14 protein-coding genes, 1 tRNA gene and 1 pseudogene are annotated in these 24,447 nt (G+C 44.1%); 9 read left to right on the forward strand and 7 right to left on the reverse strand.

The annotated features are described in order from the left end of the window. Positions 1-67: 67 nt before the first annotated feature. Complete coding sequence (locus JFC07_RS08845; protein WP_198328874.1) at positions 68-1,465, forward strand: DUF2868 domain-containing protein; 1,398 nt, start codon at positions 68-70, stop codon at positions 1,463-1,465. Between the two features lie 55 nt (positions 1,466-1,520). Next, a complete protein-coding gene (locus tag JFC07_RS08850; protein ID WP_198328875.1) occupies positions 1,521-3,206 on the forward strand; it encodes a GTPase/DUF3482 domain-containing protein in 1,686 nt (561 codons plus the stop codon). Between the two features lie 53 nt (positions 3,207-3,259). On the opposite strand, the gene JFC07_RS08855 is transcribed toward JFC07_RS08850, so the two are convergent. From JFC07_RS08855 to JFC07_RS08865, 3 genes are all read right to left on the reverse strand, one after another. Further along, positions 3,260-4,303, reverse strand: coding sequence for an ArsA family ATPase (locus tag JFC07_RS08855; protein WP_198328876.1), 1,044 nt, complete (start codon positions 4,301-4,303; stop codon positions 3,260-3,262). 52 nt (positions 4,304-4,355) lie between these two features. Next, complete coding sequence (locus JFC07_RS08860; RefSeq protein ID WP_390625434.1) at positions 4,356-4,661, reverse strand: cory-CC-star protein; 306 nt, start codon at positions 4,659-4,661, stop codon at positions 4,356-4,358. A 108-nt stretch (positions 4,662-4,769) separates the two neighbouring features. After that, on the reverse strand, positions 4,770-6,452 hold the full coding sequence (locus JFC07_RS08865; protein ID WP_198328877.1) for a carbon starvation CstA family protein: 1,683 nt from the start codon (positions 6,450-6,452) through the stop codon (positions 4,770-4,772). A 302-nt stretch (positions 6,453-6,754) separates the two neighbouring features. Between JFC07_RS08865 and JFC07_RS08870 the strand changes: the two genes are divergently transcribed. Next, the gene (locus JFC07_RS08870; RefSeq protein ID WP_105245835.1) at positions 6,755-7,423 is read left to right on the forward strand and encodes a hypothetical protein; all 669 of its coding nucleotides are present in this window, start codon (positions 6,755-6,757) and stop codon (positions 7,421-7,423) included. Positions 7,424-7,525: 102 nt separating this feature from the next. Further along, positions 7,526-8,089, forward strand: coding sequence for a hypoxanthine-guanine phosphoribosyltransferase (locus tag JFC07_RS08875; RefSeq protein WP_068404752.1), 564 nt, complete (start codon positions 7,526-7,528; stop codon positions 8,087-8,089). A gap of 99 nt (positions 8,090-8,188) precedes the next feature. On the opposite strand, the gene recD is transcribed toward JFC07_RS08875, so the two are convergent. The 3 genes from recD to JFC07_RS08890 form a co-directional block, all read right to left on the reverse strand. Then, positions 8,189-10,390, reverse strand: coding sequence for an exodeoxyribonuclease V subunit alpha (gene recD, locus JFC07_RS08880; protein WP_198328878.1), 2,202 nt, complete (start codon positions 10,388-10,390; stop codon positions 8,189-8,191). A gap of 101 nt (positions 10,391-10,491) precedes the next feature. Further along, positions 10,492-15,063: a UvrD-helicase domain-containing protein gene (locus tag JFC07_RS08885; protein ID WP_198328879.1), complete on the reverse strand. Its 4,572-nt coding sequence runs from the start codon at positions 15,061-15,063 to the stop codon at positions 10,492-10,494. An 84-nt stretch (positions 15,064-15,147) separates the two neighbouring features. Continuing rightward, entirely contained in the window at positions 15,148-19,656 is a 4,509-nt protein-coding gene (locus JFC07_RS08890; RefSeq protein WP_198328880.1) for an exodeoxyribonuclease V subunit gamma, read from the reverse strand. 468 nt (positions 19,657-20,124) lie between these two features. Here JFC07_RS08890 and JFC07_RS08895 point away from each other — a divergent pair, with 468 nt between their 5' ends. The 3 genes from JFC07_RS08895 (at position 20,125) to JFC07_RS08905 (ending at position 21,741) form a co-directional block, all read left to right on the forward strand. Beyond that, positions 20,125-20,697: a hypothetical protein gene (locus JFC07_RS08895; RefSeq protein ID WP_102076849.1), complete on the forward strand. Its 573-nt coding sequence runs from the start codon at positions 20,125-20,127 to the stop codon at positions 20,695-20,697. A gap of 65 nt (positions 20,698-20,762) precedes the next feature. Beyond that, on the forward strand, positions 20,763-21,593 hold the full coding sequence (locus JFC07_RS08900; protein WP_191691993.1) for a hypothetical protein: 831 nt from the start codon (positions 20,763-20,765) through the stop codon (positions 21,591-21,593). A gap of 72 nt (positions 21,594-21,665) precedes the next feature. Next, positions 21,666-21,741: transfer RNA gene (locus tag JFC07_RS08905), tRNA-Arg, on the forward strand. Positions 21,742-21,824: 83 nt separating this feature from the next. Here the strand turns inward: JFC07_RS08905 and JFC07_RS08910 are convergent. Next, positions 21,825-23,050, reverse strand: a pseudogene (locus tag JFC07_RS08910) (IS3 family transposase). Between the two features lie 123 nt (positions 23,051-23,173). Here JFC07_RS08910 and JFC07_RS08915 point away from each other — a divergent pair. Continuing rightward, on the forward strand, positions 23,174-23,524 hold the full coding sequence (locus JFC07_RS08915) for an IS630 transposase-related protein (protein ID WP_198328881.1): 351 nt from the start codon (positions 23,174-23,176) through the stop codon (positions 23,522-23,524). Next, positions 23,499-23,921 carry a transposase gene (locus tag JFC07_RS08920; RefSeq protein ID WP_198328884.1) on the forward strand — a complete coding sequence of 141 codons (423 nt, stop codon included), beginning with the start codon at positions 23,499-23,501 and terminating at the stop codon, positions 23,919-23,921. Before JFC07_RS08915 ends, JFC07_RS08920 begins: the two co-directional genes overlap by 26 nt. Positions 23,922-24,447: the final 526 nt, after the last annotated feature.

The following is a 24,447-nucleotide window of genomic DNA, read 5'->3' on the forward strand; positions in this document are numbered from 1 at the left end:
CTGCCGTTAACCTTTAATCTTAACCTTTTAAATTTAACCAACGCCTTTATACGGATGTCATCGCCCTATGCTATCGCCCCAAGACCAATTGACTGAGCTGGTACGAACGCTTGAGACGCAGCAGCATGTCTTTGCCACTGACCCGCTACTTATCACAGAAAAGCTGCAAAGTGAGGATGGGAAGCCCATTCAAAAGTTGCATCGCCGCGCCTCGCGTATCGATAGTAACGGTGCGCTGGCACGTGTGCTTGGTAAAATTGATGGGCGCATCAAAGGTATTATGCTGGTTATGAGTGTGCTGTGGTGCATTTCGGGGTTTTTGGGGCTGTTTACCTTGCTGCAGACCAATGTGGTGAACTTCTTTTATGTGCTGGTTTGTCTGCTTGGGTTTCATACCATCATGCTCTTAGGCTGGCTAGTCATGACTTTGATTAATCAAGGTAAGCAGTCGTCAAATTGGTTTGCCAGTTTTGTGAGTCCAAGTTATCTGATACGCGGTAAGGACGATGTCACCAAAGCGGCGGTTGATTTGTACGAGCGTCAATTACAACACAGCGGTATGCGTTGGTATCTGGGGCGCTTTAGCCATCAATTGTGGCTCGCTACCTTGACTGGTATGCTGCTTGCGATCATATTTTTGTTGATTGTGCGCCAGTATAGCTTTAGTTGGGAGTCGACATTACTCTCTGATCAGGCGCTGATCACTTTGACTCAAATACTCGGCTGGTTACCAAGCAAAGTTGGATTTACCGTGCCGGACAGTGCTGCTATCGTGCAGAGTCGTTTGGTGACGGATGCCATGCCATTATCGATGGCGCGGCAATGGGCAGGCTTATTGGTCGGTAGCTTGCTGATGTACGGCATTGTACCAAGGGCGATTGCTTGGACATTTTGCGCCTTGATGTTCCGCCGTAAAAAAATGCGTTTGGATATCAAGCAGCCGTATTATCAAAAGATTCTAAACTTTTGGCAGCGTCATGTGGTCGATGAAGATGATTTTAAGGCAGCGCCCGCTCCTGTCGCGCCAAAAGCGACAGTCAGTACTGGTAAAAAACTGGTTGCTCTACTTGAATACCCATCACAGCAGGATCATTGGTGGCAATCAGGACTGAATGCCGACATAAGTAGCCATAGTAATAGTAACATTAGCAATGTCGAGAACTTCGGTATTGTTGACGACCGTGATGATATGGAGCGCTTAACGACTTATTTGGACAGCCATCCGGTTCAAGTGCTACTAGGTATACATAGCAAGGCTTTACCTGACCGAGGTACACTGCGTAAACTTGATCGTATTGCCGAACATGCCGCAGACGGCCTTATTGTACAACTACTCAGTGATGCCAACACCGCTAACACCAACGAGCAAGAGCAAGACTTAGAAATCCAAAGCGCAGAAAATCAGGACGTTCGTTATCAGCAGTGGCAGACCGCCCTTGCTGCTCGGAAAATTGGCTTGGTTTAGCTTGGCTACGTCCTGTTATATCAATACTCAATAATATTAATAATAAGATTCTATTATGAACAATGACAATAATAATCAAAGCAACCATCAAGATAATGCCAAAGCTGTCGGCCTGTTCGCCGATAAAGCCTATGAGCCCGTACGCGACTCAGAAGCTGATTTGAAAAATGAAAATGTGAATGTTGATACAGAGCTATCGCTGGATAAACCAGCGTCAGATGATCAAGCGCTATCGGTTAATACTGCCTTTAATAATAATGCCTCTAAAAAAACCATTGCCAGTGGCGAAGCGCTCAAATTAGCAGTCGTTGGTCATACCAATACAGGTAAAACGTCACTACTGCGCACGTTACTACGCGATGTTTATTTTGGGGAAGTGAAAAACGAAGCAGCAACCACCCGCCATGTCGAGCAAGCAAAATTGACCGACAGCCAAACGGGCGAAGTATTGGTGGTGCTTTATGACACACCGGGTTTAGAAGATGCTTCAGGATTAATGGATTGGCTAGAAGACAATACTGCCAGTCGCCGTGATGGTATTGAGCGCTTGCAGCAGTTTTTAGCAGCCGACATTGCTCAAGGCGGCGATGCGCTAACTAGCAATGGTAGCAATGAGGACTATAGCCAAGAAGCCAAAGTAATTCGGCAGCTGCTGGCAAGTGATATGGCTATTTATGTTGTCGATGCGCGTGAGCCGGTACTCGGTAAGTATAAAGATGAGCTGGCTATTTTATCTTGGGCGGCGATACCGGTTATGCCGGTATTTAACTTTACTGACAGTCAAGATGCCAATATCGACGCATGGCAGACGATGCTGGCAAGACGTAATTTGCACATCTCAACGCGCTTTGATTCCGTGGCTTTCGAATTTAAAGATGAGATGCGCTTATGGCAAAATCTTGCCATCATGCTCACCCATTCTGAGATGCTTAAGCAACTCATGGTACGCCGTACGGAGGACTGGGCACAGCTCTATGAGGAGGCCAATATCATCATTGCCGATTTTTTATTAAATGTTGCCTCCTTTGTGCGTGAAATTAGTGAAGATGATGATCCAATGCCCGTACTTGCGCAAATGCAAGAAGCGGTCAGGCAGAGTGAACGGGCAATGCAAAATAGCCTGCTTAACTTATATAAATTTTATGATAACGCCGTGGCAGCAACGCCGCTTGAGTTACAAGCCTATCAGCAAGACCCGTTTGACCCTGAACTGCTCAAAAGCTATGGTATTCGCACGACATCGGGTGCAGCAGCGGGCGCATTATTAGGTTTGGGCATTGATGCGGCGGCACTCGGTACAACGTTAGGTTTGGGCGCTGCCATCGGTGGTATCGCAGGCGGGCTATTATCCAATACCAGTAGCATCGCTGATAAAATCACTGGCGTAAAGCGCTTATATATCGACCCTGCCACCCTAACCTTACTCGCCACGCGAGCGATAGATTTGCTCACCGCACTGCGTCATCGTGGTCATGCAGCAACCGATGCCACCCAACTGATATATAGCGGCGCAAAAAACGATGCTGATATCTCAAATAACGACAACCTAAGTAACGATAATGAAGAAAGTGTCGTGACGCCGTGGCCGCCACATAAATTACCCAGTGAGCTTAAAAAAGCTCGCGGCAAACCGCAATGGTCATCACTTAGTAGCGGTAAATCTGAACAGGCTCAGCTACTACGTGCAGATATGGCGTGGTCACTGGCAAGTAAATTACAGTTATATAAGCCTGAGCGTTAAGTGTTAACCGTCGCTTTCTTTTATTTTTCAAACATATGGCTTTCAAGCGACCTTTACGATGGTGGGCGTAACAGCATACTTAATGCTTCAGTACCGCGTACGTCTGTTTGCTGCAAGTAGATTGGATACAGTGGATACTTGGAGAAACTGTTTTCAATATCCTGCAGCAAGCGCTGTTGCCTCTTGGCACGAAGAAGCCAAAATTCATCTGACTGCGTGGGTACTATCAGCTGATTGATAACTATCGCGGCTGGTGTGAGTTTACTCTCTTCCAATTGTTCGATAGCGCGTTTGGTTTCTGCCAGTGGTAGCACATCGGCAGTCATCACCAATACAATCGCTGTTTGGCTACGGTCATGAAGCAATATCCCTGCTTGTCGAAACAGCTGTTTACGTTTTTCTAGTACGGCTACCGCTTGCTCCCAGCGGTCGGGCTTTTTTTGGGCAAACGGATTTGGCACATCTTTTTTATTGATGTCTTTTTGACTGCTCTTTTGATTGTGGCTGTCTAAATGGTTTGCGACTGAGCGTAATTTTGCCTGTCGGCGCTGCTGTGCTAGTAGCCCATCTGTCCATGCGCCCATCATCTCTGGCAATACGAGTAAGCGCAACGTATGCCCAGTGGGCGCGGTATCAAATATGATATGTTCATACTTCTTATCAGAGTTGGCATCTGCGGCGCAGACGAGATGCTGACACATGGACTCGAGCATCGCTGCTTCTTGTGCACCGGGTGCTGATTTTGATAGCCTCAGATGCTCACGAATTTTGGGCATCATATCGGGATTGGCATAAGCACTGATGGTATGCTCAACTTGGGCAAAATGCGCATCGACGATGACGTCAGGATTTAGCTCGATAGCATCAAGATAAGGCGTTACCGCTGTTTTCTCGTTACTTAACCGCATATTAAGCACATCACCCAAGCTATGGGCCGGATCGGTTGAGATAATCAGTGTCTTTTGCTGCTGGCTTGCGTAATAGCTGGCAAGTGCGGCGGCAGTAGTGGTTTTTCCCACACCGCCCTTACCGCCGATAAATATAATCGGTTGTGCTTTTAGTTGTTCTACTAATGTATGTAGAGGATGTAATGCCATATTTTTATCTCATTTCTTATATTATTTTTATTTTTCAATCATAAATAAACGATTAGCAGCAGCCAACATGGTCAAATGGGCATCTATCCATACCCATGCGCGTGTGCCATTCGTGAAAGTTTTCTAAAAATAACGGCTGTAACTCTAAGGTATAAAAGCTGGCAGGATTATCAATGCCTAAGCTTTCAGCAAACATCAGCAGCATAAAAAAATCTTCTTCATCACGGGCAGCACGTGCCATCGTTTGGCGATAAGGCGCATGATAAAACTCATTGAGTCCTGCCACAAACCGTTGCCACCATGGTTGGACGTTTTCAGCTGCTTCTATCTCGTTTGGTGCTTCTTTATTATTCATCATCTAACTCCTGATGTTTTGTTATGCTCTATCATGCCTAGTCGATACAAAAAACGCCAGCAATTGCTGCTAGCGTTTTTGAGTTGATAAATATTTAATATGGTTTAGCGTTTAAATGTCACCGCTTTTACCTTTGTGTATTGACCACTCTTTACGCAGTACTGACAGACTCTCAAACGTCACCAAAATCGTTGCGATCAAGATAATGATGTCCATAATGATCAGTAGCCAATTGCCATCAGTGAAGAAGGTTTTTAGCTGAATTAATAGAGCAAAGACAGTCATAACTAATAAGAAAGTCAGTGGCCCCAAGGTGTACCAAACTGGCTTGCCCTTACGCAATAAAATAACCGTAACAATCATCAAGGTTAGGGCTGCCATCAGCTGATTGGTCGTACCAAATAATGGCCAAATAATCATACCACCAGCACCATCGATACCGCCAGCGCCAAAGGCCAATAGCAAACAGCTACCGACGGCAAGCAGGGTTGCAACGAAGCCTTTGTTCAATACAGGCAAGTTATAAAACTCACCAAACTCTTGGAAAATATAACGTTGCAAACGAACACCCGTGTCCATCGTGGTACCAGCAAACAATGCTGCCATTACCGTAAGCATCGTCTGTGATAGCACGATATCGATACCGACACCAGCGTTTAGAATGGTTGCACCGCCATCAATAAACGCGCCAATAGAGCCGTCGCCAAATTTTTGATAAACCGCTTGCCAGTCTCCAAGGGTCGCAAAACCTGCCGTGGCTGCCAAAATCGCGCCAAGTGCTAGCATACCTTCGCCCAGCGCCCCAAAGTAACCAACAAAACGTGCGTCTTCTTCTTTGTCAATCTGCTTAGAGGTCGTCCCTGTCGCCACCAATCCGTGAAATCCTGAGATTGCACCGCAAGCAATGGTCACAAACAACAATGGCATGAGTGATGGTGTGCCAGCTGGCAGCGCTGTGTTTACTGCTGGCGCGACAATATTTGGCGTACCAATGAAAATCGCGGCGTACAATAGAATCAAGCCAACGAACAACTGCAAGCCATTGATATAATCGCGCGGTTGCAGCAGCATCCAGACAGGCAACAATGATGCAATTGCCGCATAAGTAAACAAAATGAGAATCCAAACCGCATTATCAGGCAAGCCAAAGACCGTTTCAGGCAACACAATTGGGAACATAGGGCCAAGATAGATCAGACCGTATAAAGCAGTGACGCCAATGATAGAGACCCAAATCAGATTCATCTTGTAGCGATAGATACACTGACCGATGATAAAGGCCACAACCAATGCGCCCCAAACAGGCAATACAGCAGATGGCGTTTTGATCATCATATTGGCGATAGCCACACCAAACACCGCATTGACCATCAATAGTAATAAGAAAATAACCACCATCATCAAGCTACGGACACGGGTTCCCATGACCGTACCAGCAATAGAGCCAATCGACTGACCTCGATTGCGCATACTTGCCCAAATGGCCGACATATCATGCACACCCGCCATAAAAATAGTACCGAGCACCACCCAAATGATGGCTGGTACCCAACCCCAAATCACGGCAATGGCAGGACCAATGATCGGCGCCGCTCCAGCGACTGAGGTGAAATGATGTCCCCATAGTACATATTTATTTGTGGGGACGTAATCAATCCCATCTTTCATTGTGTGTGCTGGCGTGGGACGGCTGTTATCCAATGCCAAAATTTTAGTGGCAATAAATTTTGAGTAAAATAGGTAGCCGCAAAGCATGGCAGCTACACCGAATAAAAGTACAATAGCACTATTCATCTCATCTCTCCCTAGACAGGTAGTAGGTAGTCTTATAAGTTCAAGCTTTTTAAATCAAAATATGAAAAATATGCTAAATTAGTGTGCAGTGAGTGACTCCTCTCACCTGTCATCGGATAAATCGTCGGAATCTTGCGAGACTAGTATTCATCAGTAAAATCTGGAACTTTACTATTCAGGCACATCGCTAATTAGCATATATTGTGGTGAGCCTTTGCCAAAAATTCTGGTTAAATGGTAACCGATTTCACGATAAATGTAACGTTCATAAGGCATGAAAAATAACAAATAAAGGAAGCATAATGGCACATTATTTTGGATTCGTTCCTTCAGACAAATTAAAAGCGCTTATTACTGAAGCAGAGCAAGTGGTTGAATCAAATGAGTCAGTAGATTACTACCCTTATCGCGACGCGTTGACTCACCAAACCGCGCGTGACCTGATTGACAACCTACTCGTCGGCTTAGTGGATATTATTCCAAACCCTGAGCGTCAAGCAGCCATGCGCAAAGTGGTCGGCACCGTTGAAAAAGCGACGGACACGCTATTAAACATCCTACTGGGTAAAGAAAACAACGAAGAAGTGCTACCCAGCTTTCATTTTTTAAGAGATCGAGCGACATTTATCGATAATGATGGTATCAAGCGCATTGGTTTTCAGCTGTCTGACAAAGACGCTATGACCATCGACAAAGGCTTTGCAGCGATTACGCCTGAGCATACAGATATGAAAACCTTTAAAACCGCGCTTGAAACCATGAACGAGGAAACGTTGACACACTTTGTCAGCCGCTATGCTGAAACCTTAAAGCTTGGCATGATCAAACGCAAATCTGTGCCCGTTGCCAAAGCGGCCATCGACAAAGGCATGTCTATGGCATTAAACAAGCTATTGCCCGATTTGCCAGATACTTCCTTAAACCGTTTGGCCAATTATTATCGCCCATTTATCGTAAAAAAACCTGAATAGCGGTTGTATTAGCAACTATTATGTTTTTATTAAAACGGTAGTGTTGGGCAAATTTGCTAAAATTTGCTAAAATAGGCGGCACTTTTATCAAAGGCGCAACTCATGACCCAAATTAACAACCAAGAAATTGAAAAAACCCTGCGCAACTCAGAGTGCCTGATCAGCAGTATCGAAGTAGCCGCTGCTTATGAGCGCTTGGCCGCCCAGCTCAATCTACATTATGCCGGTTTAAACCCAATCGTGATGGTCGTTATGAACGGCGGACTTATCCCAGCCGGTCAGCTATTGACTCATCTAACCTTTTACCATCGCATGCATTATATCCATGCATCACGCTATCGTGATAATGCGGGTACCAATGAGCTTGATTGGAAATTTAAGCCTGACGTAAGTATCGAAGGCGAACACGTTTTATTAATCGATGATATTTTTGACGAAGGTATTACTTTAAAAGCCATTGTTGAAGAATTAGGTAAAGAAAAACCCTTATCGATTGAATGTTGCGTATTACTCAATAAAGAGCATGATCGCAAAGTTGCAGACTTTGATGTCGATTTTGTTGGTATCAACGTTGCAGATCGTTATGTCTATGGCTGTGGCATGGATTTCCATGGTTACTTGCGTCATCTGCCTGGTATCTACGCTATTAAAGAAGACAAAATCTAGTCATTCTTTGGTTGAATGTTTTGAATGTATCGCATAATAAAAAAGCATCCGACTGGATGCTTTTTTATTGCTTATTGCTTTGATTGTAGTCAGTGGCAATTAAAATTGCAATGCCAAACCCGTATGGCGCTCAGTGGGTGTTTGGACGGCCTTTTCCAAAGCGGATTTCGTACTATATATGGTTACCTGTTTTTTGGCACGAGTCACAGCGGTATAAATAAGTTCTTTACTCAGCAATCTTGCATGACTATTATCAAAAGTAATGGCCACATGATCAAACTCAGACCCTTGCGATTTGTGAATAGTCATCGCATAGGCTGTGGCGATCACCTCTTCATTGAGAAGATTGACGGCTATCCCCTGCTTCTTGTTTTCAAAAAACACTTCGAGTCGACTACGCTCATTACCAGTTTGCAAACAAAACCCAATATCGCCATTAAATAATCCTAGCTCATAATTGTTTTGAAGGACCATAACGGGACGACCATGAAACCATGTGTTTTGACCCAGTGGTAGCTTAAGCTCAGTAAGGTGCCATTGAGTAAAGTATTTATTAATATAATGGTCGCCCCACTCGCCATTATGGCCAGCAGTTAACACCCTGAACTGATTAAAGGTTTCCATTAATGAAGCAATGGTATCTTTAACTGATTCTGGCACGGATTTTTCTATCGGATTTATCAGCAGCGTTTTTATTTTGTTTATGTAAGTATGGTAGTTTGATGTGAGGTTTGAGATATTTTTATTTTTGCTTAGGCTATTTTCTATTTCATTATGTAGAGAAGCTTCTGTTTGTAAGGGGTTAATGTTATTCACATATTGAAAACTCAGTACCTTATCATGCTTTAACAGCTGCCAAATAGTATGAGTATCTGTCTTTGCCTTATTAATTTGATAAGCAAGCTTACCAATACCCGAATCTGATGTAAATCGACGACTCTCTGTTAGCTCTGCATGGATAGGCTCTAACCGCGGAATGCGGCACAAGTCAGCCAGTACCGCCCCTGCATCTACAGCTGCCAATTGGTTTGCATCTCCTAGTAGTATCAGCCTTGCGCCAGGCTTTACCGCACTCACAAGATAGTTCGCCAGCTCCACCCCTAGCATCGACGCCTCATCGACGATAATAATATCCTCGCCCAGTGGATTATTAGCATCATAACGCGGTCTGCCAGTACGTCCGATACCTAGCAAGCGATGAATGGTTTTGGCTTCTTGTAATTGTAGTTCGACATTCGCGGTGTCTAACGCGGCTTGCAAAGACTCTTGCATACGCTGTGCCGCTTTACCAGTTGGTGCTGCTAATGCCAAGCTGGCACTGTCAGTGCTAAATCTAATGCTTTTAGACGCATCTGCCCCACTCTCTGTTGCCTGTTGCAGTGCAATCACTAGCTGAGCAACGGTGTAGGTCTTCCCCGTACCTGGTCCACCAGTAATAATGCTAAAGGCGTTGTTATTGGCGACATTAATTGCCTTTATCTGATTTTCGTGTAGGTTTTCGGGTATTGCTATCTCTAGCGGTGTTACCTGATGGTCTAAAATAGTGTTGATGCGCGCGGCTAAGTTAAATTCTGCTTGCCAAGCTCTGTGTAACCAAAAAGTGATTGCTGCGTTTTGTTTATCAGCCTTTTTGTTATTTACAAGCTGATAAACGATAGGTTGATTATTTTTGCTTAGGCTATTTATATTTTCATTCTGGTTTGTATTAGCATTAACGTCAGCGAACAAAGTGTGCTCATCGATTAACTTAGAAAAAAACGTTAAGTTACTATTTTTCAATAATTGGTAGAGTGCCGCTACTGTATCAAGCCTTTTAACCAAGATCTCTTTTTCATGATTATTGAGTGCCAGCTGCGCCCATAGCTGGTCTTGCTTAGCAAACAAGTTCTCTAGCAGTACGAATATTGATACCTCAATACCCACCTCTGATTGAACCTCTATTTGAGTATCATTCAAGGCAATAAGCGGCATTGCTAGCATCTCTAACAGCTGCTGTTGCCAAGCATATAGTGTCACCACTTCGTCATTGATATGACCGCTGAGCGGTACTTCGTGCTCAGTTTCCTGAATGGTGAGTACAGTATGCCCCTCTTCTAAATGCGCGGCTAACATAGTAAATAAGGCTGCAAATAAACCGCTGTCTGGTGTTCTGTCTATTTTTTCACTACCAGTATTAAGCTTGGCATCGGTCACGTTATACGCTAAATGCGTTTGCTGACGGCGCAGCAAAATATAATCACTGATGTTGCTGGCCCAGCTTTCTTGTAAGCTAATAGCAGCGCTGCTCTTATTATTATTCATAAATTATTACTCATGGTCTGTTTTTCTCTATACTTATAGGATTAATCGCTACAGTAATTTGTTGCATCAAATTCGTAATTGCATTCATTTTGTGTACCCTGCTAACTGGGCATGCCAAACAATGCATCTAAGGCCTTAATAAAATCAATAGGAATATCCCACGTCACCAGTCCATAGCGGGCCCTGTTTGTTGGTTTGTCATGCATTGTCTCACTGGCTATTGAGTCGCCGCCACTCAGTACATTCGCCTCTTTTGCTTTAGTCACCAACTGAGAGGTTGGATCATATACGCCTCGTAAAAAGACATACTCCACCGCGCCCAAATACTTAGCTTCATTGCCTACATAATCAGCAATTCGCATCGACAAAAACCGATGCAATGCCACTTGATAAATGGCTGCTTGCAACCAATACCCTGCTTTGGACATCGCTTGCTTGAGCGTAGCTTCGTTATAATCGCTTAGGCTATTTCCTAAAAAGTTACTTTTATAATCGACGACATAATACTTGCCAGCATGCTCATACACCAAATCGATTTCACCACGTAAATAACGATATAAATGCGCTTTGTTTTGCGGGACAAGATTAACATGTTTGTCGGTTTCATTAGGCAGGTACTGCTGAAAGAGTCTATTAATATCTTGTGCTTTAAAACGCTCTGACAGTCCCATATTGAACTCTAATTCAGCGAACCTCTGACTTGCATCGATAGAGCGTAACGGCTGATCAGACGCTAATAGCGGCGTATGTAGCACCTCTTCAATCCAGCCAATGAGAGCTGCATGCTTGCTAGCATCTATCGAGTCCGAATCCAATGAATCAGTATTTAATGAAGAACTATCGCCTTGCTCTTGCTTCTTCGCTTGTAATCGACGGCTTTGGGTTTCAGCACTGCTATACACCAACGGCAGCTGATAGCTACTAATAGCTCTATCGATAACCTGAGACCACTGGGATTTATTATTAAAATCAATTTTTTCAAATATCTCATGCAAAAATGTACCCGCATTGGCACCTTTCACAAAGGTAAAACGAATATCATCCTCTAACTTGGGACTTGCCTGATCGACTTGCGCGGCAGCGTCATGACTATCTGATGCATGACCACCCAGTGACGGTGAAACTGACGTTTCGGTGATATTGATATCAATATCAACATCAATATCTATCGCATCATCAATACGCTCATCCATCACAGCCATTGTCTGCGTTGACTCATCTAGCTGACGGGCTAAGGCGGTAAAACTGGTCTTAGCCCAACCGTAAAAGTAATTGATTTTCATAACTTCTGAAAAATCATCATACTCAATAGGTTCGGTTTTGGGCGTAATAAAATCGGGCGATCCACTTTCTGTTAATTTGCCTGCTTTAGCAGCAGCACAGTTATCATTATAGAACTCATTGACCTTATGCCCTCTAATCATACCTATGGTGCCTTTGAATCTATCTGGCAATTCAAATTTTGGCTCTGGTGACTCAAACCAATAGAACACCGGCTTTAATTCAAACCCTGTTTTGTTGTGGGGATCTCGCAGTACCACATAAAGCTGTTCACTGGCGCGCGTAAAGGCCACATAACCAAGCCGGCGCAGCTCCTCGAAGCCCTCCTGCGTTTCAATATCGGTATAGTAACCCTTTGTGGTCGCAGAGCCTTGTACAGGAGAGAATCGGCGCTGATTGCCTGTCGATTGCTGCGCCAACGCTGACTGACTTTGTTGAGTAGCATCTTGTTGAGTAGCATCTTGTTGGGTAGGGTTTTGTTGCGCGTTGTAGAGATACAACCCATAGTCTTCTTTATTACCTGACTTCCTACTGGCATCGCCCATACCCAGCACATAGACAATAGGAAACTCCAACCCTTTTGATTTATGAATGGTCATTAGCTGCACGCCAGATTCTGTCGGTAACGGATACTGCTTGGCCCAATCGCTGCTAGGCGCGCTATCTATGTTTTGTCTAAACCAGGCCAGCAGCTCGTACTCACCCATGCCGATACCATACTGCGCTAATATATCCATTACATGACGCAAATCCATAATATGACGATCGCCTTCTGGATGCGCGGCTAATGCTTGCCAAACGCCTTGCGGCTGCACAGGGCTTTGATCTAACAAGTAATGCATGGCCGATAATACGCCAAAGTGCTGCCAACGCTGGGCACCTTCTTTTAAATAGCTAATAAAGTCTTGATAGCTTTTCTTATTGTCGATGGCTTTTATATTAGCGCTATTTAAATCTACAGCTCCTGCCTCATGGTCAATCATCATGGCTTTAATATCTTTGATACTCAGGCCATACAAATGACTGGTCAGCACCCGATTAATCATGTCATGACGATACGGGTATAGCATGGCACTTAGCAGCGCTGCCACATCCTCTGCCATAATGGTTTCAAATATACTCACATCACTGGTGGTCAAGGTTGGCACATTGAGCTTTACCAGCTCATCTTCCACCCGTTTTAAATCTTTTTTGGCACGTGCCAGCACGCCAATATCGCTCGGCTGAATCGGCTTGCCTTTTAATGTCTGACCACTGCTGAGTAAGGTCGCAATATGACGCGCTGCGATCTCGAACTCATCATACTCAAGCTCCTTGTCCTTATCATAAGGCAAGTGCAACACACTCACTGGCTGAGCAGAGAGCACGTCATTTACCAAGTCGCTACTTAGTATGTTTGAATCATTAAACCAAGACAGCTGATTTTCTTGCTTTTCAGCTTTAATGTGCTGGTAATAAATACCACTACCTAACTGTGCCAGCCTATTCTCTTGAGTCACTGGCGCAGGCATACCGAACCAACAGTTTAGGGCATTAATCACACTGGCGTTTGAACGACGATTAACATCGAGCGTCCATAGGCTGCTTTTTTCAAACTGGGCTTTCATATAATTGTAGTTGGCGACATCACCGCCGCGAAACCCATAAATGGCCTGCTTAGGATCGCCTACCAACAACAAAAAATCATGGTTGGTTTTATTAGTAGCCTGTTTGTCATTGGCCAACGGTTTACGTTTATTTGTTGGCAAATAGATGCTTTCAATCATAGTGGCTTGCTCGCCATTGATATCCTGCGACTCATCAATCAATGCCACTGGATAGTGATGACGAATATAACGTGACAGCTTCTCTCCTTGCCGACCCGTTAATGCTTGGTTTAAACGTACCATCTGCAAGCTAAAGGTAGTTTCACCGCGCTCTTCTAATATAACCGGTAGCCTGTCACGTACCGCCAACACGATATGGCGATTGAGATTGGCTAAAATAGTAATAACGTATTCATCGAGCTTTTTGCTTTCTTCAATATACCGTTTAAAGTCACGAACCACCTGCAACTCATTAAATATCAAATTAACTCTTTCACCATCTTTTGGCTTGTAGAACTGTTTGCCTATATCATCAGTTTTCTGAAACGCTTCAATTAACTTTCCAGTATAAGTTTTTTTGTCTGATATGAACTTATAAGCGGCGGGACCAGACTCTTCTAACACTTGAACGATTTTCGGCCAAGACTCTCTGTTATTCTGCAACTGTCCTTTGGGAACTTCATAGTATTCGCCATCAGGCTTAAAGAAAGCATCAAGCTCATCGCTGCGCTCAATGATACTGCGGATAAGCCGCTCGTAACCCTCCAAAGAAAAATCACTGCTCACAACCTCGTCAATTGGCGCAGAAATAAAATTCAGCGACCGAGTTACATAGCTTTTATGATCGCCCACCGCCGTCAGCTTACCTTGCTGATCCATCAATGCATACAATTTAGGTTGCTCGTGATACAGCCTACTTTGAAACTGACGCAGCTCATCATGAACAATACTGTCCGTCACTTGCTCAATGCTGCTGTCTTCAATAATAGCCATCCCTTGCTGATGACCGGTCTCGCTACTGTATTCCTTCAACCATTTTTGCGCCAAGCTATCAAGGGTTCCGACAAACAGCTTGTCCAAGGTGGTTAATACAAGCGCCGTGCGTCGAATGGCTTCTGTCATAGGATAACTGTATACATGATCAAGCAAGTAGCCGACCAGATGCAGATTGATAGGGTCTTGCATGATGTCATCTAAGCGCACATATTTAGCCTGAGCGACTAACCAGTCCTCACGATCTTTTTTTGCTTGTGCACGCTTTTCAGCAGCAGCTTTTTTGTCATGAACGTTGTTATAAACAAAGTCTTGATTTAGTTCATCTGCATCTATTTCAGCGTTTGAATCCGTATTTGAGCTATTGACTGCTTGCTTATCACTATCAGGTGTCACCTGTAATATATGTGGATACAAACTCTCTTTATTAGCGCGGTCAGCACTCAGGCTATTCACCCATTGCAGCAGCTGATAGAAATCCACCAAACGATCATGAATGCGCTGACGCATCTCAGCAGCCGCAGCGCGAGTAAAGGTCGTCGCAATGATTTGCTCTGGTGCACGCCGTGCCTCAATCAACAGACGCAGTACAATGCCAGTTAGTGTCCACGTTTTACCAGTACCAGCTGACGCTTCGATAAGATGCCGACCCGTCAATGCAACATCAACCGCTGGTATCACATCCGCATTATTCTTAGGCTTAATCATGTCGTGATTCGCAATCTCACTGTCAGTCATACCCTGATATGTATCAGATGCGTGTGGCTGGGTAGAAATGTCCATCATGTGAGTGGTGGCGGTAAATTCTGTCATAGGGGCGTACACTTTTTATTATCAATTAAACCAAAGGGCAAAAAACGAACCGTTTTAAACAGTTTTAAGTAACCAGCTAGCCTGCTAACTATCTAAACCTTGTAGCGCTGTAAACATTGGCTCATAAAGCGGCTGTGCTAACGTCGTTAATGCTGCTGATAAGGTTTTAAACGCGTCTTGATCACGCAGTACGTATTGCCAAATGGCATGCTGCGAGCAGGTATCGTATACTGTATCTACGTGATAGCTAGGTCTTAGCCAATCTGAGAAGTCTGCGCGTTTTGGCCAATAGCTGCCGCTCTCATCTTCACTCTCTGCCGCTTTTGCACACTTATCAAGATAACTGAGCGCATATTCTGGCAATAAGGTAATCGGCACTTGACCTACTAGCTTGCCAAATATCGCCCACTTTATCAGCTCGGTCACGGCATCTTCATACACAATAGGGCTTAACTTAAATGTGATTACATCTTTATATTTACCAACTTGTGAGTTGGGCTTATTAAAACGCCAAATACTCACGCCATCATTTAGAGCCACTTGCTCAGCAGTGGTACATCTGGCAACTTGCCAATACAGATGCGACAACCAAAACTTGATTAAATGCTTGGGGCTAGCAGAATTGGGCAGTATGTTTAACCACTGCTTGGGTGAGTTTTCCGCATAGGACACGCCAGCCTGTAGATTAGAGGGATGGTGATTGGCATCTATCGATACTGATGTAGGAACTGATATTGGTACTGAACCTTTTATTTTAACTATTTTAGGCAATAGCTTCGGTAGTGGCGCATTATCAGCATGGTTCAACACAGTCGCTAACTCTAGCTGAACGGGATGCTCGGTGGTTGGGGTCAGTAGCTGCAAACCACCTATCTCGCTTGCCTCTAATATCTGGGCATCATCCAAGCCATTAGCAACTAGCTGTTCTTTAAATTCCTGACATTGCTGCTGCAGTTTTTGTTTTTGATTGGGCAAGGTCGTTTGGCGCGCCACACCTGCTGGCATGATTTTTTGATACATCAAGATTGGACTGTCTTGCGTGGCGGTGCTGTCGGTACTATTATTTGCTGCATCGCTCGCCAGCTCGTTAATCAGATACTCTTTTATCTGATAAGTCGTTAGATTGTCTAGGAATAGTGGCTCTTGATGTGCCATCGCTTCCTCACCCTGCACCACATGCACCTTTTGAGTACGCAAAAATGCCTTGGCAGGATGGCGCACTTGATAGGTCAATACCCCTTCAACGTCTATCTCTCCAATATTAAATACAGTTTCGGAAAGTGCCTTTTTAGTAAGGTCATTAACCTCACCAGAATCATTGAATACAGCTGTTGCGTCTAGTGACAACATCTCAGCTATTACATCTAAGGTTTGATTGTCTACTTGTCCTAACTGACCTAGAGATTGACCAAGCAGCTGAGCAATTGATTCGTACTGTGCTTTGATAGGCAAGCTAACCAGTTCGGCATGCTCACTAAATGCTCTGCCCTTTAAGGTATTAAACACTGCTTGCCAAAGCGGCGCCGGAGGAAACTGACGTTTTTGCGCAAGCTTGGTTTTGCGCATGGCTGTATTCAAAAGAACATCTAACTCATCTGCATTATCAATAAGGCTGTTGTCTTGAATATTATTTTCAGTGTGGATAGCTGTGCTTTCATTCAAATTGAGCTTAGGAGTGTCAGACGCTTGCTCACAAACATCTGCGTCTTCAATGTCTGTTTCAAACAAACTCTCATGAAACGGCAGTGCCGGATGCTCAGTCAGCAGCCACTGTTTAATCAATTTAGGTAAATAACGCTTAAGGCTCTCGGTGGTAGAATCAACATTCTCAGGTAATGTGTCTAACGCTTCAAGCGAGTTGACCTGCCACTGCACCTCACCTTGCAAAAATTGTAATAGCTCACTGACTGGGTTGGCTGGCAGGTGCTCGTGGGTGTCTGTCAGACTTTGACCGTTATAAAATATCCAGCAAGCACTGCGCGCGCACAGCAATGCGTCTAAAAACGCACCATTATCGTCATCTTCACTGACTCTGTCGCCGCGACGGGCATTAGTGGCTTTCATCAAATCATAGCGATTATCAAGATCACGCCCAGGGAATTCAGAGAGATCCATATTGAGCATCACCACCAAATCAAAAGGCACGTTTCTTAACGCACCAAATCGACCAAAGGTAATCACCCCAGTCGGCTCGGCACTGACCTGCTGACTCTCAAGCTCTGCTTCAATACTGTCCAGCATAAAATTCAGCTTTAATGGCAACTGCTCAACGCCTGCCAGCCTTTGCTCTACTTCTTTTTTGTTAGCATTACTGACACTATCGCTACTGGCGTACTGTCTATAGTGACGATTGGCCCTCAGGCTTGATTTAAAGCCATTCATAGCGTTATAGATGGCGCGCATCGTACGCGTTTGATCGACATCACTAAAGTAGCGATGAATGACTTGTTTCTCAATCTGATCAAGCCAATCTTCCGCTTTTAGTTTTTGTGTATGATCATCACGGCGCGCGGTCAAACCGGCATAAATACGACAAAGCGCTTCAATAATTATCGCATCATTTAGGCTCACTTGCGGCAGCGGCAAACTCATTTCCGGCAAGGCAGTGCTTGGCCAATCTTCCTGTGCCAAAGGATATAAGCAATCGCTTAAACTGGCCTCTGGCATCACGAGACCCAAGGTTAATCTATCTAACGCTTGAGCAAAGGTAAACCGGTAGTCATAGTCGTTGCTATCTAGGGTTTGTTTAAGATGCCATTCATCAAAGCCGCGAATAAAGCCTGCCTCTACCAGTAAATCACAGCCACGGCTCATCTGATCATGGGTTAAGCCAAAACTTTCATACAGCGGTGGCAGCATTAGCCAATCAAGCACCTCGGCGGCTTCAAAGCGGGCACTATGACTGCCTAACAGCTTATAAAAACCAATGATGGCTTCCCATAGCTGACGAATATCTGCATCGACCACACCAGTTACCTTTGCAGGCAAGGTCAAACCGTCTTGACCTTTACCACTGACGAAAATAGAGCTGATCAGCGCATGGTGACGCTCAACATCGGGCAGCAACACGACAATATCGGATATATGGCGTTTTTTCTCATTAGGTTTTAATGGCTCATTCAACCAGCGCCCAATCATAATACGCAGTACTTCAAGTTGACGCTGCAAACTATGGCATGAATGAATACTTAGGCTATTATCTTGCGCAGACATTTCCCAAAAACGCTCCTTCTCAAAGCGTTTATTCTCTAATGCTTCATCGACATACCACGGCGTCTCTTGCTCATTTTGATCAGAGCCGGTCTCTATTTGTTTACTGACTGCTTGCGATACTTTGGCCGCGGTCGCTTGCTGGGTAGACTGCTCATCGAGCATCAACACATCATTTTGTAAACGTCTCAATAAGCTTACGCTCTTTTGCAGCTGTTGCGCACTATCATCAAAATCAATACTGAACTCGTCGCTCAAGCCATCATTGCTATCATCGCCCTCATTAAAGATATCTTGCCACTCGACGAGTGCGTCTTGGTATTGCTCATTACCCGATAAATTTGCGAGCATCGCAAAAGTATCACGCGACTGTTTACCCAAACGTGATAGCAAACTGTGCCCATAATCACGCAGAAACACGCTTTCAGGGTTAATGATCTGTTGACGCTGTAGCCATGATTTATCAACAATATCCGCCCAAAACAGCTTGGATGGGTTGTAGTGCAGCAGTGTGATATCCATGTATTGTGACAAGCGCTGTAAAAAGTCGAGCTCGGTTTGTGGCAATTGCTGAATGGTAAAAATGCGCAGAACTTTGGGCAGTTGAGCACGCTCATTCGCCTTGTTGCTTTTTAGCGCTGACCAAAAAGTATCCTCAAGTGCCACCCGGTGCTGATGCACATCGGCAAACAAATGCGACCATAAGAAACGCTGCGCGACCTCTAACTCTACATAGTGCGCCACCAACCATTCAGGGGTGCCACGTGCATACTTATCGAAGCGCAAGGATAGTGCATCCTTATCCGCTATCAGCGCATCCACATTAAGCGGCTTATTATGTGACCACAGATCCAACCAGTCCTCACGATGGGTTAAATAGCGGTTAAACACCCTCGCCAAATCACTTGCCAGCTGCCAAATACGCGCATCTTGCTGTGCCTTATCCTGCTGAACTTCTTCTTGCGGCTCATCAATCAAAGACGCCAGCAGTGGATGAACGGGATGTTTTTCATCAGCGACAATCGCCTCTTGATAGTAAGTCAAATAACCAAACAATCGCCACTGCATTACCGTTGGTGACAGTACTGCCACCTCAGGCACATTCAACGTTGACGCTACAGGGTTTTGTTCTAATAAATAGGCATTGTGGCGGCTCAACACATCCTGCATCAATATCCACTGATACTGACCCCAAAACGTCGTCGTCACTAAGGTACTGATACCCGCTTGGCTTGCAATAGACTTGTCTAGCCAATCACCAAGTACCATTGATGGCACAATGACAACAAACTCTTCAAAAATGGGTTGATTTTTGGACTTATAGGCCTCCAACAACTGCTCAACTAAAAGCTCGGTGCGGTGCGACTGAATAATGGTAAACATAAATGAGGTAATCTATTTGAATGAATAAAGCTGGAATAGTAAAAATTGAGTATTAAAAACAACACGACGAGCGTGTAAATTTTACGGCAAAGCTGATGATAGCGTATGGTTTCATACTTTTTATGAAGAAGAAACGTGGTAGGCAACACTCATCAATCTATGTTTGCTGCTCGTTAGTCTGTTGCATTTCTGCTAGCATAATATCGATTAAAAACAGTAGATATTATAGTACCAATTCATGCATAACACCCTGTGTTTGGCAGTAAAACTGTCGCTAATAATAAACGATGAGTATTAATAACACGGTTGGTAGTGAGAAAAGCTAATAACGTGCGCAATCTGCTGATCAGTGTGCCACTGTTCGCGGTGGTTTACCAGCACGTCACCTATAAATCAAGAGCGCTTGCGACAACGGATGTCGCTCTACCCTTTACCTAAACTTTTTTGTTAAAGAGATAACAGAATACTATGCCCATGCGCCCCATTGATGCCATTTTCGTTCATCCTAAACGCCGGTTATATGTTGTATACTACCGCGGTGAGTTGTGGGAATTGCCCCGCATGAAAATTGATGATAGGTCATGGCAAAACAGGCAGCCTTATACTGACGATAGCAGTGGTCTTTATCTTAGCATTCATCAAGCCATTAGCGACCCGATATTGACCCAAAAACTTCGTACTTTAAACTTGCCAGCAGCGGTGCGTGGCAGCACGTTACCACGCTTTGAAGCATGGTGGGAAGCCCACGGTTTTAAATGGCTTAAAGACAAACTTACCACCGGTGAATCGCCATTGGCCGCGCATCAGGCTTTGCAAGCATTGTCTACTAATATGGCAGCTGCTCAAGCGACGGATAAACAAAACGTGCCTGTTTCAAGCTTCCAAGTAGTATCTAATGATGCTAACAGTAATAACGAAAATAATCCTACCCAACAAAAAACTAATGAGCCAAGTACGGCAGCACCTGTAGCAAAAGACGCGGACATCTTTGCTCATATGCTGGCAGATTTAGTAGACGAAGTATTAAACCATCAAGAATAAATCTGTTACCATTTATCATCTACTCTATCAATTAACCACATTAACCAAAAAAAGAGCGGTAACTTATGAGAGATTACAAGCTGCTATTAGCGGGGCTTATTTTACTGCTGCTGATTATTTTTATCGCCATCTTTACTTGGTTATGGACCAGTAACCGCAAAAATATGGACCCTTTGCCGATTATGGCAAATAACAATGATACATCGTCTGCGGATAATGACGAAAATACCATTGCAAAAAGCACCTTGCACATCCAAGCAGAAGATGGGCTGCAAGCACCTTTAGATGCGGTGATTGCAAGCTTTCAAGCACGCTATCCAAATATGCAAATATTAACAAACTATGTGCCTTCGGCTGCCCTTTTAACGTTATTCGTTAATGATTTTGCCGACAGTCATCGCACCGACGATGAGCGCGCGTCTTTTCTCATAGATACCGATTTAATCATTGCGAATGGCAAGCTGTCAAAAGAGCGCCTAGCGCCTTTGCAAGAACAATTAAAAACCGCTCAAGACAAGCACAACCAAAACAAATTAAATGATAGTAGCGCCCAAGTTAAAAAAGCAGAAGATGGCGTAGATGAAGCTGATGCAGAAGTGGCGGCTCACGCCAAAAGCGATAATACCAATACCCGTAGCCTGAGTTCTTTTGGCTATGCCCTACAAGGCGAGCAAGCGGTAGATGGCGTGGTATTAACGCAAAACCCTGCGGCGATTAATTTTAGAAATTTTTTGCTCTCAAGTACCGGACAAGATATCTTAAGCCAGCATAATTATACCAATATCGACGGTTATAAGAATGATATGGACAATTTATTTCAACCAAGTTCACGCGCCAAACAAGCAACCGGCGAGCTCTCGGTAGATGTATCCGACGCGCTTAGCAATGGTAAATAAGTCTAAGGCCCGCTGCCTGATGATTACGCATTGCTTTTGTCAGACCTTTTTTTTACAATAGCACTCCACCACGCGCCTATAGCTCAACAGGATAGAGCAGTTGCCTCCTAAGCGATCGATCGGGGTTCGAGTCCCTGTGGGCGCACCAATCATTGTATTTAGACATAACCTCGCATTACCTAAAGTGACCCCTGCCGTCAAATCCGTACAGTTAAACTTGGGAGATTTTAATTACGCAGCCTGACGATAATAATCAAACCACACCTGTCTTGGCGATTTATAGCCCAAGCCCTTTTGAATCCTCGTCTGGTTGTAGTACAGCTCGATATATCTAATGATATCGTTGATGGCTGTAAATCTGGTTTTATAATCTTTATGATATATCAGCTCATTCTTCAATGTACCCCAGAAGCTTTCTATCGGCGCATTGTCATAACAGTTGCCTTTAGCGCTCATTGAGCCTGTAAATTGATGCTGCTTAATGATCTTGTGGTAGGCATGGCTGCAATACTGGCTGCCTCTGTCAGAGTGGACTATTAGCCCTTTGGGAGGTCGTTTGTTCTTGATTGCCATAGTGAGTGCACGGCAAACTAAATCAGCAGTCATGCGTTTATTAATGGCGTAACCGACAAGCTCTTTAGTGTATAAGTCTTTAATGCCTGCTAAATACAGCCAGCCCTCGTTTGTCCAGATGTAGGTGATGTCACTGACCCAAGCTTGATTCGGTCTTTGCATATCAAACTGCTGATTTAATACGTTGTCATAGACCAGCTTATTGTGATTAGAGTCAGTGGTGACTTTAAAGCGCTTGTGGCGACGGCATTTGATGCCATGCTCCTCTTTAATGCTTCTAACCATGTAAGGGCTGATATCATGTCCTTGCCCGTTTAGGTGCGCCTGTAGACGCTCAAAGCCGTAGCGTTCCTTGGTTTCACTGTGCGCAGCTTTAACCAGTAACTCGCACTGATTACGATGTATCTGCTGCTCGCTTAAGTCACGACTTAGCCAATCGTAGTAGCTTGAGGGCTTAACGCTCAATACACGGCACATAGTAGTGACGCTAAATATCTGCTGATTGTCTTTAATAAAGGCGTACTTTACGGGCTGTTTTTCGCGAAGTACGCCGTCGCCTCATTCGAGCATAGCTCTCATCTTGCGTCGGGGCGAAGCAGTGCTTCGCTTTATCCCTCCTCATTTAAGATCTCGCGCTCCTCTTCAGCCACTTTGAGCTGACGCTTGAGCTGCTTTATTTCTTGAAGAGCACTCATAAGATCAGGATCGTATTGTTCAGTGCCCACAAGCTTGCCCTGATTGGCTTTATTCTGCCAGTTAGATAAGGTTTGCATGGCGATCCCGAGCTGCTTTGCAGTAGCTGAAATATTGCCATTATTATCCGCTATCTTCTTGACAGCTTCTGCTTTAAATTCTGTGCTGTAAGTTCTAACTTTCTTGGACATGGTAAACTCCTCGTTGAGTCGTTAGTTTACCAAGTTTACTTGTACGGTTTCTTCAGCATATAGTCAATTCCACTTAAAAGTGTTATAAACTAATTATTAAATCCAATTGTTATCATAAAGATTATGACTTACTCACTAGATTTTCGTATGCAAGTTCTTAAAAGTATAGATGACGGTATGACCTTTGCCGAGGCGGCTGAGTTTTATAATCTCAGTCCAACCACGATACAGAACTGGAAGAGACGTATTCATAGCAAAACAACCAGGCAAACCAAACCCTATAAAATACCAGATGACGTGCTACTTAATGATGTCAAAGAACACCCTGATGATTACCAGTATGAGCGAGCCCGTCGTTTAAACTGTAGTAAAACAGGCATTTATCATGCCCTAAAGCGGTTAGGCATCAGTCAAAAAAAAGACCTTAGAACATCCAAAAGCCTGTCCGATCAAAAGAGCGGCGTATCAGAATAAGCTTGAGCACTTTAAGCAGCAAGGCTACCCCATTGTATATATGGACGAAAGCGGCTTTGAGTCTGAAACCATTCGCTCTCATGGTTATGCACCGATTGGTAAGCCTTGTATCGATAGCTACAACTGGCAAGGTAAAAAGCGAACCAACGTTATTGGTGCTCTGTATGAAAAGATACTGTTTGCGCTTGATTACTTTGAGACAAACATCAACAGCAGCATATTCTACAACTGGTGCAAATTCACGCTAATCCCAAGTCTTAAAACCAAATGCGTGATTGTCATGGATAACGCCAGATTTCATAAGAGCAAGCGTATTCAAAAGCTACTGAACAGACATGGTCATCGTATTCTATGGTTGCCGCCGTACAGCCCTGATCTGAATCCTGAGCGAGGATAAAGCAAAGCACTGCTTTGCCCGAGCGCAAGACGAGAGCTGTGCTCGAGTGGGAGAAAAAATGGGCTCAGGTGAAGTTTCTACGCCAAGGCTGGATGGAAAACGACTTATCCAAATTGTTTTATGATGTTTGTCCCAACCATAACAATTTTATTTTGAGCTGACTATATATAACTATCAACCAACTAAAATACATCGAATCCGTGTGTTACCACCATTAGTTTCTTCTATAGTTGAATAGGTTAATTCTATATTATGCTTCTGTAAAACACTCTTATTGAATGAAGGTTTACCTTTCAAAATAATGTAATATCCAAAATTTTCACTATCTCCATTTTGAGCAAAACTAGAAATCCTGAGTACTCTAACACCGAATTTATTGAAGTCAGTATCCATATTCTTAGATATTTCATTTTTCGTTTTCTTAAATGTGCTATTTCGGAGTTTTTCAAGGTAGTTGTCACCATCAAGCTAAATTAAGCGGCTTGTAATCTTTGCTGTTGTTGCTCTTTTACAGGATTTAGCGTTG

The organism is Psychrobacter faecalis (genome assembly GCF_016107575.1).
Lineage (GTDB): Bacteria > Pseudomonadota > Gammaproteobacteria > Pseudomonadales > Moraxellaceae > Psychrobacter > Psychrobacter faecalis.

Bases quoted from the DNA above. Each gene is read 5' to 3' on its own strand.
- JFC07_RS08890 (WP_198328880.1), bottom strand. From the start codon at position 19,656: ATGTTTACCATTATTCAGTCGCACCGCACCGAGCTTTTAGTTGAGCAG.
- JFC07_RS08895 (WP_102076849.1), top strand. From the start codon at position 20,125: ATGCCCATGCGCCCCATTGATGCCATTTTCGTTCATCCTAAACGCCGG.
- JFC07_RS08875 (WP_068404752.1), top strand. From the start codon at position 7,526: ATGACCCAAATTAACAACCAAGAAATTGAAAAAACCCTGCGCAACTCA.
- JFC07_RS08855 (WP_198328876.1), bottom strand. From the start codon at position 4,303: ATGGCATTACATCCTCTACATACATTAGTAGAACAACTAAAAGCACAA.
- JFC07_RS08850 (WP_198328875.1), top strand. From the start codon at position 1,521: ATGAACAATGACAATAATAATCAAAGCAACCATCAAGATAATGCCAAA.
- JFC07_RS08885 (WP_198328879.1), bottom strand. From the start codon at position 15,063: ATGACAGAATTTACCGCCACCACTCACATGATGGACATTTCTACCCAG.
- JFC07_RS08865 (WP_198328877.1), bottom strand. From the start codon at position 6,452: ATGAATAGTGCTATTGTACTTTTATTCGGTGTAGCTGCCATGCTTTGC.
- JFC07_RS08900 (WP_191691993.1), top strand. From the start codon at position 20,763: ATGAGAGATTACAAGCTGCTATTAGCGGGGCTTATTTTACTGCTGCTG.
- JFC07_RS08860 (WP_390625434.1), bottom strand. From the start codon at position 4,661: ATGATGAATAATAAAGAAGCACCAAACGAGATAGAAGCAGCTGAAAAC.
- JFC07_RS08845 (WP_198328874.1), top strand. From the start codon at position 68: ATGCTATCGCCCCAAGACCAATTGACTGAGCTGGTACGAACGCTTGAG.
- JFC07_RS08915 (WP_198328881.1), top strand. From the start codon at position 23,174: ATGACTTACTCACTAGATTTTCGTATGCAAGTTCTTAAAAGTATAGAT.
- JFC07_RS08870 (WP_105245835.1), top strand. From the start codon at position 6,755: ATGGCACATTATTTTGGATTCGTTCCTTCAGACAAATTAAAAGCGCTT.
- recD (WP_198328878.1), bottom strand. From the start codon at position 10,390: ATGAATAATAATAAGAGCAGCGCTGCTATTAGCTTACAAGAAAGCTGG.